Raw genomic sequence first — 13,676 nt, forward strand, 5'->3', positions numbered from 1 at the left:
GGTTAATAATAAGGAACAGGTGGCTCGGCCAGCTTAGGGTCTGCAGTGAGTTCGGCTGCTGGTAACTGCAAGGTAAACGCCGAAGCATCTGCCCTCAAAACAGCTGGACTAAGATCACCCGGCTTAGCAGTTCCTTTGTCATAGTCAAACGATATCCGCTGCTGATTGTTGATGATATCCACTGCCTTCTGGGGGTTCCAATAAGAAAGGCGCACCAGGTCTAACCAATATTGCCCTTCAAACGCAAATTCAATTCTTCTTTCTTTCAGAACACTATCCATGTTTATCGTTGTAACAGGATCAAGGCCAGCCCGCGTTCTCACCTTATTAAAATATTTCAATGCTTCGGCATTGGCGGTGGCGCCATTGTTACCCAAAATGGCTTCAGCATATACCAGATACACATCAGCCAGGCGAAGCAAAGCGTCATGCTCAATAGATGCAGTATAGGTCATAGTGGGTGCATTATTATCCTTTTCATTGCCGATAATATGCTTTTTCATACTTTGTCCACCGGATTTATACCCGCCTCCTGCCGCATTTAATTCAGGATAATAATCTCCGTTCAGCATAATGGTAGCTTTCCTTCTTACGGTATCCTTTTCTGAATAGCTTAGAAACAGATCGTAAGTTGGCGACAAAGAAAGCCATGCACCGTTACGTTGCGGGTTAATATCACTTGAAGGCGAATAGGTGAGCAACAAATTACCTTCCTCCCAACCAATACCGGCACCTGTAGCCCATTGAAGCGCAAACAATGCTTCCGGATTATCGTTGTATTCTGATCTGAACAGATTATAGTAGCTGCTCAATAAATTCAACCCACTATTATTACAAACATTGCCTGCATATTTTATGGCGCTGTCTAAATACTGCTGATTGCGTGTTCCGCCGCCCTGCCCCAGGCCGGCCATAGTGAGGTAAACTTTTGCCAGCATGCCCTGGGCCGACCACGTGGTGACCCTGCCTTTTTCATCGCTTGCAGGCAGGCTTTTTGCGGCAAAATCCAGCTCATTGGTAACAAACTTATACACATCGGAAACGGTGTTACGTTTTACCAACGGGTCCTGAATAAGTTTGCTGTTATCTTCAATAATTGGCACCGCACCCCACAACATAGCCAGATAATAATAGGCAGTTCCACGAATAAATTTTGCTTCACCAAGCGCGGCATTTTTATCGGCAGCACTAATAGATTTATCTGCCCTTTGTTCTATTGAATTAATAACCGTATTGCATTGACCAATTAAATTGTATAATCCCTTCCAGCCACCCTGCATTACGCTATTCCCCGCTGTAATGGTGCGTGTATACAACTGCATCCAATCACCGTTCCATTGGCGGTAGGCGTTCCCGCTTAAGATATCGCCTAAAGGCAAATAGGCTTCGTGATGCCATACACCCCAGGGAGAGCCGCCATAGAGGCTGGCAGTAGCCAGTCTTAATTCTGAAGTGGTTTTGTAAAAGTTATCTGCACTTATTTGCGATTGTGAAGGACGGTCAAGATAGCTTTTCTTACACGCCATACAGGATGTAACAATAAGCGCAGTGAGTATAATAATATTATTGTGTTTCATGATCTCAAACATTTTTATCTGGTTAAATTCAGGTTCGCGCCAATTGTAAAGGTTCTGGATTGGGGATAATAGCCGTTATCCCAACCGGCCTGTAAAGGATTCCAGGACCCGATCTCGGGATCCATACCTGAATATTTGGTTATCATGAAAGCATTTGAAACAGTTACATAAAATCTAAGTGCATGCACATGCGCTTTCTTTACTAATGCTTCAGGAACCCTATACCCCAATGAGATATTTTTACATTTGATGAATGAACCGTCCTCGATAAACAGATCAGACGGGCGGTCATTTTCGTTGGTGTTATCATTCCTGAGGCCTGGTATTTTTGTATTGGGATTCTTTACATAAGCGTTATAGATATTAGAAGTAGATTCCTTGGGATCTATATATGCAACCTGCGCAAAATCCAGAACAGATCTGAAATAGCTGGTATTATTCTGGGGATTGGTTTGTGTGATCAATAACTGATTTAACACTTTGTTCCCCAAACTGGCACTGAAGAAAACGTTCAGGTCAAAATTTTTGTAAGTAACGGAATTATTAAACCCGAATTGAAATTTTGGGATAGGAGAACCCAAAAACGTTTGGTCTTTTGTGTCAATAACCCCGTCCCCGTTCAGGTCTTTATATTTTCTATCGCCATACCAGATACCGCCACCATCAGGCGATATGGGATAAGGGACGCCACTTTGGTTTACCGGCAATGCGTGACCGGTAAAGTCCTCCACGTTTGCAAAAACACCATCGAACAGATAGCCATAAAATCCCCCGATCGACTGCCCAACCACTGTTTTTCCAAAAACATAGCCCCGGTATTTTTGCGACAGATTGGCCGCATCGCCGCCCGCACCCAGACTGAGTATTTTATTTACATTGTGCGAAACGGTAAAATCAGTTTTCCAGGTACTATTTTTCGTTACAATGTTGGTAGTACTGATCTTAAAATCAAATCCTTTATTGCTAACAGCGCCCACATTCACATAAGGCGCCTGCATGGCCCCGGGCGACCAGTCGGTTGCAGTTCCGGAAAATAAAGGCAATGGGAGTTTCAATAACAACCCGTCTGTTTGCCGGTTGTACAGGTCGAAGGAAAAGCTTAATCTACCGTTTAAAAATGATCCGTCAATACCCACATTGGAATATTTTGTTTTTTCCCAGGATACCAATGGGTTTGCGAGGTTACTTTGAAATTGTGCCGAACCTGATAAACCATTATTCACCGATGTCAGCAGCGTAACAAATGTATTGCCCGGTATACCCTGGTTATTGGTACTACCATAGCCTACCCTCAGTTTTAATTCGTTTATAAATCTTACATCCTTTAAAAATTCTTCATTATTTATTTTCCAGGCCAAAGCGCCGGAGTAAGTATTCACCCACTGTTTGCCAGGTGCAAAATTGGAAGAACCATCCCTGCGGATATTCCCTGTTAACAAATACCTGTCGCTCCACCCTAAATTAACACGGCCAAACCACGATTCAAGCGCCGGTCCCGAGCCTTTTCCCCCGCCATTAGTTGCTGTATTGGCATCGCCACTGCTAACCGCCTGCACAGAATTGGAGGGGAAATTTTGTCTGGCCGCCGATACATTTTTAAACGTGCTTAATTGCGCTTCATGCCCCGCTAATACATTTACATTCAATTTTTCAAGTGAATGGCTGTAAGTCAAAAAATTACGAACTACGGTATAGATATTCTGCCCCGAGGAAGAGGAGCCAGAATTGGTATTGTTGATCACCTTCCCAAAATTATAGGTTGGGTTAAAGGACTCTTCGGTATTAAAATCAAAGTTTCCCGACATTTCATTTCTCAACGACAGGTCTTTGTAAAACTGGATCTCGGCGTAGGCATTTCCAAACACCTGGTTCCTGTTTTTTGTACGGGAATTTAAACGCGCCAACCCCACAGGATTCGGAACAGCGGTTACCCATCCTGATGTATTGGTGATACCGCCCCAGGTGCCATCCAGGTTTTTTACTGGGATATCGGGTGTTAAGACCAGGGCATTGTTAATAACGCTGGAAGAAGTTGAATTCACATTTTCGTCTACGTGCGACAATTGCAGGCTGGTACCTATCTTCAGCCAGTTGGTTGTTTTGTTGTCTAAATTCAACCGAACCGAATATCTTTTAAAATCAGAGCCAAGCGCAATGCCTTCCTGATCAAAGTAGGAAGCCGATAATAAATATTGGGTACGGGCGTCGCCCCCATTGATAGTAACAGCATGATTTTGCATGGGCGCTTTACGGAATAATTCTGATTGCCAATCGGTACCCTTTCCCACATATTTAGGGTTTACGAATTCCGGCCGGGCATCGAACCCCCAAACGGTTGCGCGGGCATTTAACACCGTAGCGAATTCCTGCAGATCAACAACAGGCAATCTTTTAGGTAACTCCTGGTAACCATAATACCCATCGTATGAAATGGTAGGTGCTCCCACCCGGCCTCTCTTTGTTGTAATTATAATAACGCCATTGGTGGCCTGCGAACCATAGATGGCCGTTGCCGAGGCATCTTTTAATACATCAATACTTTCAATTTCATTAGGGTTGATGGTATTTAAAGGATTTGAACCACTGCCCGGATCGCCCGGGGATGGAATAATAACACCGTCTATAACGTACAGGGGTGCGTTATTTCCGCTGATGGATGACACCCCACGAATTTGGACGGAGACGCCACCGCCGGGCTGACCGGAAACCTGCTGTACCACCAAACCGGCCACTTTGCCCTGCAATGCCTGATCAAATGTGGCGGCAGGTGTTTTCCTGAGCTCTTCCCCACTAATAGAGGATATGGCGCCGGTAACATCTTTCCTTTTTGTTTTGCCATAACCAATTACCACCACATCGTCGAGTTTGATGGCTGTTTGTTCCATTTTAATTTCCAGGGTATTGCCCTTGCCTACCCGCACCTCTTTTTGCTGATACCCAATTATGGAGATCACCAATTTGTCGCCGGTGCCGGCCTCAATGGTAAACTGGCCGTTATGGTCTGAAATTGTGATTGCTGCGCTTCCGGAAATAGAAATGGAAGCATTGGGTAAAGGCTTGTCATCCGCCGAAGAAATAATTTTGCCGGTTATCTTTTTCTTACCGGTCTCCTGAGCCTGGCTATTGAGGGTGAGCAGCAGGCAACAGGATAAACTGCATAGCAGCAGTTTATTTACAATTGTAAATAATCTCATAAGCAAACAATTACGTTAGCGTTTTAAAAATTAACTGTTTTGGTTTTGATCGTTAGATAGTCCCGGGACGCGTACATTGGATGGTATAAATCTATAACTGAAAGGTGTAACCCAGGGGGGCCAAAAGTTGCAAATGATGGCATAAAATGTTGCAGGCAAATAATGTCCAGTGCGTTGGAAACTGAAAACAAAAAAGGCCGCCCTTTTGGGACGGCCTCATTACCTGATGAACTCTAATGTGTGTCGTAATACTTCTTTGTTATATAGTTGTAGATGAACCAGTTCTTGGCATCTTTTTTAGCAATGAGTTGCATGGTGCTGTCGGTAAGTGTTTTCACTGTCATTTTCGCATTCCAGTTAGCAACGTTGCCACCCTGTGCTTTGTCATGTAAAACCTGGGCATCAGTAGTTGACAACTCCTTTGTAGCCGGGTACAACATGTATTTTCCGGTTCCCGACAGGTCGGGGAACATTTTATTATCGGATTTAAAATTTGCGTTACCAACCAGATCAAAGGTCATGGTACCATAATCGCCTGCTGAAACGCCGGCCCAGGGAATATCTTTAAATGCAGGGTCCCACATCCATTCTGAACCATCAGGATTTATACCACCAAAGTAAAATGGGCCCTTAAAATATTTACTTACCCCCTTTGCATCCAGATCCAGCACCCAGGTTCTCGAATTTCCTAACCCACCACCGGTAAGTTTGATCCACATTGGATCGCTTACTGCATCTTTATCAATAGTAGTTATAGTTACAATCGTTGAATCAGTAACAAGACCACCTGCACTTTCAACGCCATACACAAATTTGTAAGTTCCGGGGAAAGGAACATTAACAGTGTCTTTTAACTTTGTGGATAGTCCAAAAGGAGTAACCCAAAATGGAATTTGACCCGGCGGCATTAAACTTGTTAAAACAATATCATTAGCATTTGCCGATGAAGCTGCAACGTTGAACTTCAGGTCAGCCTTGTTGCCCAATGTACCCAATTCGAATATTTCGGGCTTGCACGAAGAATACAGCAGGGCTGATCCTAAAATTGCAAGAACTATATTAAAATTATTTTTCATTTACTTTTATTTTTTAGTTGTTACAAGACTGTTACCAACCGGCATTTTGTTTCAGTACACCTGACGCTAAAGTGATTTGGTCGTTAGGTATTTGCTGAAACCCACGGGTGGCTTTAATATTAGCCTGCAATTTTGAAGCGTTAGGTGGATTTGCAGTACCATCCTGGAAATATGAAACAGTTGTATTGGCAGCAATTGTAGAAGCTGCTACATCAATACCCTGGCGCAACAGGTCCCAATAGCGCAGACCTTCACCCGCAAATTCCAACCTGCGTTCTGCTAATATATCAGCTTTAGATACAGCAACGGCAGGAGCAGTTGTAGGATCAGCTCTGTGGTGTACCTGGTTGTAATAACTTACGGCATTGGGGCTCCCCAATTCTGCAGCCATCAACAAAACATCTGAATATCGAACGGCGAAAAAGTCCTGGGACTGCCCGGTTTGAAAATTAGAGACAAGAGAATTTCCATCCTTATCACACTGCATGGCATACTTTTTCATAAAATACCCTGTGTATTCACGGCATTCACTTGATTTAGTGTAAGGAAGATTTTCGTCAGCAATAGACATGATGGTAGCAAAACGCCGGGTATCAGTTGAAGGATAAAGGTTCCAGAATTTAGGATCAACCGTACATGCACCCCATCCGGCCTGGTAAGGATAAATGCTTTGCGAACGTATTCCTTCCATTACCATCCACCTGTTACCGGTAGCATCTGGCGACCAGTTATCTGTTGAAGAATATTTAATGGCAAACACTACTTCCGGATTATTTTCACCCGCATAAGCAACATTTTTTGCTGTTGAAGCTGCCGGCCATAACGTGGTGAAATCGTTAACCAATGAATGTCCGCCATGGGCAATTACATCTTCTACTGCAGCCAAAGCAGTAGCGGCTGTTTCGTTGGCAATTGTAGCTTTTCCATATAAACCGGAGTAGAACAGATATGCGCGGGCTAATAAAGATTCTGCTGCCCATTTGGTTACTCTTCCGCTGGGCACACTCTGGTAAGAAGCTGAAGGAAGACTGTCTGCAGCTTCTCGTAAGTCGGTCATGATTTGCGTAAACGTTGCCTCCGGATCGGCTTGCGGCACATTGGCAATAGTAGGTGTTATTACCAGGGGAACGTTTTCGAACAACCGAACCAGGTCTAAATAACAGTACGCCCTGATGAATTTTGCCTCGGCAGCATATTTTATTCTTAACGCAGTACTATCGCCCCAGGCAACCTTATCCATATTTTGCAGTAAAACATTACAGCGGTAAATGGTTTGGTAATACGCATTCCATCCGCCTGAATGTACCGAAATATCAGAAGGAGAAACAGATTTATCAAATTCATCCATCATTTGCCATCCATACCCGTCGAAAGCTCCCGTGGCGCCAAAACTGTTGTCAGAGAAAACTTCCAGCAAAGCAGGGATCGCATCGTTATTGTAAATCTGATTAAGTCCATTGTAACAACCTACCAGGGCAGTATAAGCTTCAGAAGGCTTTTTATAATAAGAGAGCGTGGTTTGCTTAGGATCGGTCAATTCGGTCGTCAGAAATTTTTTGCACGAACTGAATGTTATTATTACAGCAACTGCAACAATGATATTTCTATATCCTTTTTTCATGATTTTTCTTTTTCTCAATTAGAAAATAATGTTTACACCGGCCATGTAAACCCTGGGGCGTGGATAAAATCCATTATCAACACCTTGCCCAAAAGAATGCGGGTTATTAGCAGTGGCACCGTTACCACTTCCATCCGGCGCAGAAGCACCAACCTCAGGATCCATACCACGGTATTTTGTAAACGTGGCCAGGTTTTGAGCAGCTACATATAAGCGGAACTGGCTTAAATTTTTCCATCTTATAAGTTTTGCCACATCGTAACCGAGGGTAACGTTTGAAACCCTTAAATAGCTTCCATCATGAATATAGAGATCTGAAAATTCTACCCAGTTAGAACTGTTTTGCGTGATGCGGGGCATCGTAGTTGAAGTTCCCTCACCATGCCAGCGGCTGAGGATATCGGTTGTATAGTTAGCCCATTGACCAGGCGAACGATAAGACTGAACGATCTTATTACCTGCTACGCCATTGGTTGTAACAGAAAGATCGAAGTTTTTATAGTTGGCAGAAAAGCGAAAACCAAAAATATGATGCGGGTTAGGATCACCTATATTGGTTTTATCTTTCGCGTCAATTACGCCGTCTCCATTTACATCTACCAGTTTCACGTCACCGGGTTGTGCATTCGGTTGAAGTAATCCGTTTTTACCTGTCCAGGCCTGCACATCGGCATTATTCTGAAAAATGCCTGCAGTTTTATAACCCCAGAAATAACCAATTGGATTTCCGGCAGCGGCGCGGAAGAATTCAGGGCCATTAACCCATAAACTGTTTGTACTACCGTGAATGATACCATCGGCAGTTGGAATATTGCTTACCTCATTTTTATTGTAGGCATAAGAACCGGACACATTATAGGTAAAAGCCTTCCCAATTTTATCGTTATAAGACAGCTGAAGCTCTATTCCTTTATTGGTAACATTTCCGCCATTGATGTATGGATTAATGCGAACACCGGCAGTAGCTAACAAAGGCGCCTGAACTAACCAGTCTTTCGTGGTTTTGTTGTACCAGTCAAGGCTCACGTCTAATTTATTATTCAGGAACCTTGCATCGATACCGATATTGGTTTGGCGCGATGTTTCCCATTTGGTGTCTTCATTCCCAATTGTTTCAGGAAATGAACCCTGGGTTAAAGTGGTATTATCACCACCCAAATTGTACCGGGCATTTGCCAGGGAAATTAAAGACAGATAGTTAAAGGCATCAATGCGATCATTACCATTGGTACCCCAGCTTGCTCTTAATTTCAGGAAGTTCAACCAGGTTTTAGTGGAGGTCATGAAATCTTCATTGCTTGCTACCCAACCGGCAGAAAGCGATGGGAAATAGCCCCATTGATGACCGGGGGCAAACATGGTACTACCATCAGCACGGAAAATAGCAGAAGCCAGGTATTTTTCTTTCCAACTGTAATTCACCCGGCCGAAGAAAGAACTTTGTGCATACACCGCATCGGTATTGCCGGTAAGCGAAAAGGTATTAGTAACAAGTTGAGCCGCTTCAGCAAATCTTTTATAATATTGTAAATCAGTTTCACCCGGAAGACGAGTAATAGTACTAGGGTTACTCATCGTAATTGAAGTTACTCCAGAATTGCTCAAATAAGCCCGGTCAAAAGAACCGAATAAAGTAGCTCCGGTATTGCTTATATTAGACCATGTTGCCCGGGATTTCCGAACTGAGCTACCGGCCATCACATCAAACTTGTGATCCTTAATGTTGAACAGATAGTTGATCGTATTATCAAAGTTCCAGGTATATCCCTGAGAAGCATTCTGACTAATGTTCTCAAAACTATTGAAAGCAAAATTTGATAACGTATCATACGCAGGTCTGTAACTATGATAGGCCGAAGAAGAATAATTCAAACCGAAAACAGACCTTATTCTTAAGTTTTTGATGGGCTGCAGTTCTGCATACACATCTCCTATCAGTTTTTGTATCTTGTTTTCATTCTGATTGTTGTATTGCATCAACGCATAAGGATTGGCTTCGTTATTATTCCAAACGCCACCATTATATATAGTTGATTTCCTACTGCTTAAATAATTTCCTTTTTCATCGTACATCGCCAATAAGGGGCTTACACCGATAGCGCCGGCCAATACGTTACCGGAATATAATCCACCGTCTGCAACGCCCTTTTGATTAATCATGGAAAAAGTGAGATGCTCACCTATTTTCAATGCCCCGTCGTACATTTTACGTTCGGTGTTTGCTCGGAAGTTGATACGTTTATAATTTGAAAGATTTGAGCCCCCAATGATGCCACCCTGTTCGGTATATGAGCCGCCCAATGAATAAGATGACACGTCAGATCCGCCATTAGCAGAGAGATTGTAATTCTGGATCGGCACGTCGGAAGAAAATAGTTGGTTTAACCAGTTGGTTCCGTGAGCCGGCAAAATACTGCTGCCATTGGCTAAAGCGTCAATTTGCGCCTGTGTAAAGAGCGGCACATTACCGCTGTTAACGGCTGCTTCATTTTGCATGGTAGCGTATTGCTCAGCATTCAGTAAAGGCAGTTTACGGGCTATGTTTTGAACACCGTAATTAGCATCAAATGAAATTTGCCCGTCTTTTTTACCTGATTTTCCGCTTCGTGTGGTGATCAAAACAACACCATTTGCACCGTTAACACCATAGATGGCGCATGATGCCGCATCTTTTAAAATGTCAACCGAAGCAATATCAGAGTTGTTTAAGTAAGTAATATCGCTGGTTATAACCCCATCCACAACATAAAGTGGATTTGCATTTCCAATAGTTCCGGCGCCGCGGATATTTACTTTAAAACCGCCGCCGGGCTGCCCTGAAGTAGAGGTAATGTTAACACCGGCTGCCTGCCCCTGTAATGCCTGTAAAGCATTTGTTGTGTTTAATTTGGCCAGGTCTTCGCCTTTTACCTGCGAAGTGGCCCCGGTAACTAATTTTTTCTTTTGTGTGCCGTAACCGATCACGATCACATTTTCGAGCTGATTCACAGTCTCCTGTAACCGCACCGTTAAGTCGCCGGAACCAACTTTAATTTCCTGGCTGGTAAAGCCAACAGCACTGATTTCCAGGACATCTTTAGGCGATGCATCGATTGTAAATTTTCCGGCATCATCAGTTACAGCTGAGCGACTGGTTTTCTTTACCGTAACTGTTGCCCCCGGCACCGGAGTAGCACGTTGATCTACGACGGCGCCACTCACCTTTGCTGATTGCGCAAAAGCATGGGCGTTTGCGAGGAATACAAGTAAAATACCCCACAGCATCATTTTTTGCAAGCGAATCGTTTTGGTTGATTTCATATTTGTTTGTTTAACTTAACTACAATTTTATCACTGCTTTTTTTCCTTCGTACAACACTTCTTTTTCGCCCTTTACATCAAGATCGAGGCGTTGCGCCTCTTTTGGTGTAATGAGATTGATACGAAATGTTCTTTTTTGCAGCATTCCATTGAACGTTCCTTTACGATCGTCAATGGTAACCGTTTTAGCTGCTTCATTATACTTTATAGATATAGTGGAAAATGCACCTTTTTCGTAATCATAATTTGTTCCTTCATCTTCATACAGATCGAAGGAGGCATCTGCCCCGGCGTATACGTTCAGGGTAATGGTATCGGCCGGTTTTTGTGAAGTGTATTGTAACCCGGGCCCAAAGGGAACTATGGAACCCGCCTTTACAAACAGCGGCATGCGTTCATAGGGCGCTTCAACATTAATATGCTCACCACCGGCATACCATTTGCCTGAATAGAGATCATACCAGCCGGCGCCTTTTGGCAAATACAGCTCGCGGTTGCGTTGCCTGTATTCACAAACAGGGTTTACCAACAACGAAGGGCCGAACATGAATTGATCGCCGATATTTAACACCGCTGTATCCTTTGCAAAGTCCATCACCAGCCCACGCATTATTGTGTAATTTTCATGGTACGCCTGTCCGGCCAGCGAATAGATATAAGGCATCAGGCGATACCGCAGGTTATCATAGTAAAGAATGCTTTTGTAAGCAGCGTGATCATCCGGAGCGATGTTGAATACCTCACGGTAAGGGAACTGTCCATGAGCACGGAACAAGGGAACGAATGCACCAAACTGGTACCAGCGGGTATTCAACTCTCTCCATTCTTCTATGTTTTCCGTATCGGGTTTTTCAAATTTTTCAGGTACTACAAATCCGCCGATATCCATTGTCCAGTATGGAAGACCTGACATGGAAAAATTAACACCGGCCGCGATCTGGTTTTTCATATCGCGCCAGGTTGAACCAATATCGCCGCTCCAGATGGCTGCAGCATAGCGTTGCGAACCGGCAAAACCAGAACGGGTTAACAGAAACACGCGTTTATTCGGCTCTGTTAGCCTTTGCCCTTCATAAATACCTTTTGCATTTTGCAAGGGATAGGCATTGAGGTATTCGGCAGCGCTGCCCAATGCGGTTGGCGACATTTGCAGTTTTCTTTTTTCAGGACTTACGTTGGAAAGAATATCGGGTTCGCTGGCGTCCATCCACCAGGCGTCGACACCCTTGCTGTAAATCTTTTTGTTTATCAGTTCCCAGAAGCCTTTTCGTGCATGTTCATTAAAAGCATCGTAAAAGGTGGAAACATACCCTTTACCAATCCAGTCTCTTTGGCGGTCGGCGATGTTCCTTTTGTAAAGCCAGCCGTTCTTTTCAAACTCATTATAGGCTGGTATGCCTTCATAAAATTTGGGCCATACCGAGATCATAAGGTGCGTGTTGTATTTCTTATGCAACACATCGATCATATTGTCGGGAGAAGGAAAGCGGGTTTCATCAAACTCCTGGCTGCCCCAGGCAGCTTCTTTCCAGTAACTCCAGTCGAGCACTATATTGTCAATAGGGATCTTTCTTTTCCGGAATTCATCAACTGTTGTTTCTATTTCAGCCTGCGTTTTATACCGCTCGCGGCTTTGCCAAAAACCCAGTGCCCATTTTGGAACGATGGGCGCTTTACCGGTAAGGTTGCGATAACCGCCAATTACCTCATCCATGTTGCTGCCATAAACAAAGTAATAATCAACCAGCTGACCGGCCTCAGATGAAAAGCTGAAGCTGTTTTGTTCTTCCAGGGGTAATGGTTCCTGCCATTTCAGGGCCAGATAGGATTCTCCGCCTTCGGGCGTCCATTCAATTTTCACGGGTATTTTTTCTCCTTTTTTAAAAGAGAAGGAAATTAATGCCGGCGCCGGGTTCCATGCTTTCCGCCAATGGTCGAGCATCAATTTTCCATTCAACCATACTTTCAATGAGCCGCCGAAGGTGAACCTGAACTGGTGGTTTCCCGATAAATAACTCGCCAGGCTGCCTTCCCAGGTTACCATGCCGCTTGCGGGCGTAAACGCTGCAGGCAGCTGCACCTTTGAGTCGCCCTCAAACTCCATATTAATATTATCCTCGGCCCTTTCAGTAATTACCTCCTGCGGTTTATGTTTGTCGTTGACATACGATGCTGTTAACCAGCCGGCCTCACCTTTTTTTGAAAAAAGCTGCAGGGTGGTAAGAGGTTGCAAGGGCCTGATGTCGCCGGCGGTTGTAAGTGAATAATTATCCCAAAGTATACCATAGTTTTTGGCGGAGATAAGGAAAGGAATGGCGACCTCTGTATTGTTTTGAAAGAACTGTACCTGTTGCCCTTTGTAATTATAAACACCATCCTGGTGCTGGCCAAGGCCATACCACGCATCACCGGGCGTGGTTTGAAATGTTTGTACAAGTTTATAAGCACGTTTGCCGTCGTATACCGCCGGTTGAAAACTTCTGCCCAACGGCCCTTTTTCATTCAGTATTTTTTTGCCGTTGCGGTCAAAGAAAGAAACAGCACCCGTTTTTGCATCAACAACAGCAGTAAGACTGCCTGTTTTTAAGGTAATGTTCTCTTTGGATGGAATAACAGCAAAGGTAACGCCGGGGCTTTTTTTATAAACAGTAACAAGACTTTCCCTGGCCGGTATTTCTTTTCCGGGCACGGCCATCACTCTTATTATATTATCTGTAACAACTTCAAGTTTAACCGCCATTGAAGCACCTGTAACAAGCGGATCAGTGAAAACGATCACTCCCTCAGGAGTTGTTGTGTAGGAAGGGTGTCCTGCCAGTAGCACATTAAACAGCGAAGAACCGAGCATACAAAATAGCAGCAGTCGTAATTTCATATCAAGCAATTCAGAGATTATTATTGATATAAA

At 43.9% G+C, this 13,676-nt stretch carries 6 protein-coding genes; all 6 read right to left on the reverse strand.

What is annotated here, in order from left to right:
• Positions 1–2: 2 nt before the first annotated feature.
• Positions 3–1,577, reverse strand: a complete 1,575-nt coding sequence (locus GGD38_RS07490; protein WP_375298630.1) for a RagB/SusD family nutrient uptake outer membrane protein — start codon at positions 1,575–1,577, stop codon at positions 3–5.
• Positions 1,578–1,591: 14 nt separating this feature from the next.
• Positions 1,592–4,771: a SusC/RagA family TonB-linked outer membrane protein gene (locus GGD38_RS07495; protein ID WP_375298629.1), complete on the reverse strand. Its 3,180-nt coding sequence runs from the start codon at positions 4,769–4,771 to the stop codon at positions 1,592–1,594.
• A 233-nt stretch (positions 4,772–5,004) separates the two neighbouring features.
• Positions 5,005–5,847, reverse strand: coding sequence for a hypothetical protein (locus tag GGD38_RS07500; RefSeq protein WP_375298628.1), 843 nt, complete (start codon positions 5,845–5,847; stop codon positions 5,005–5,007).
• A gap of 31 nt (positions 5,848–5,878) precedes the next feature.
• A complete protein-coding gene (locus GGD38_RS07505) occupies positions 5,879–7,468 on the reverse strand; it encodes a RagB/SusD family nutrient uptake outer membrane protein (RefSeq protein ID WP_375298627.1) in 1,590 nt (529 codons plus the stop codon).
• Between the two features lie 18 nt (positions 7,469–7,486).
• Positions 7,487–10,768, reverse strand: coding sequence for a SusC/RagA family TonB-linked outer membrane protein (locus GGD38_RS07510; protein WP_375298626.1), 3,282 nt, complete (start codon positions 10,766–10,768; stop codon positions 7,487–7,489).
• Between the two features lie 19 nt (positions 10,769–10,787).
• A complete protein-coding gene (locus GGD38_RS07515) occupies positions 10,788–13,643 on the reverse strand; it encodes a TIM-barrel domain-containing protein (RefSeq protein WP_375298625.1) in 2,856 nt (951 codons plus the stop codon).
• Between the last annotated feature and the right edge of the window lie 33 nt (positions 13,644–13,676).

The sequence above is a fragment of the Niastella sp. OAS944 genome, assembly GCA_024809215.1.
In the GTDB taxonomy this organism is placed as follows: domain Bacteria; phylum Bacteroidota; class Bacteroidia; order Chitinophagales; family Chitinophagaceae; genus Niastella.

What these genes read in the sequence shown, in the direction of transcription:
- GGD38_RS07515 (WP_375298625.1), bottom strand. Translation starts at nt 13,643, where the DNA reads ATGAAATTACGACTGCTGCTATTTTGTATGCTCGGTTCTTCGCTGTTT.
- GGD38_RS07505 (WP_375298627.1), bottom strand. Translation starts at nt 7,468, where the DNA reads ATGAAAAAAGGATATAGAAATATCATTGTTGCAGTTGCTGTAATAATA.
- GGD38_RS07495 (WP_375298629.1), bottom strand. Translation starts at nt 4,771, where the DNA reads ATGAGATTATTTACAATTGTAAATAAACTGCTGCTATGCAGTTTATCC.
- GGD38_RS07490 (WP_375298630.1), bottom strand. Translation starts at nt 1,577, where the DNA reads ATGAAACACAATAATATTATTATACTCACTGCGCTTATTGTTACATCC.
- GGD38_RS07510 (WP_375298626.1), bottom strand. Translation starts at nt 10,768, where the DNA reads ATGAAATCAACCAAAACGATTCGCTTGCAAAAAATGATGCTGTGGGGT.
- GGD38_RS07500 (WP_375298628.1), bottom strand. Translation starts at nt 5,847, where the DNA reads ATGAAAAATAATTTTAATATAGTTCTTGCAATTTTAGGATCAGCCCTG.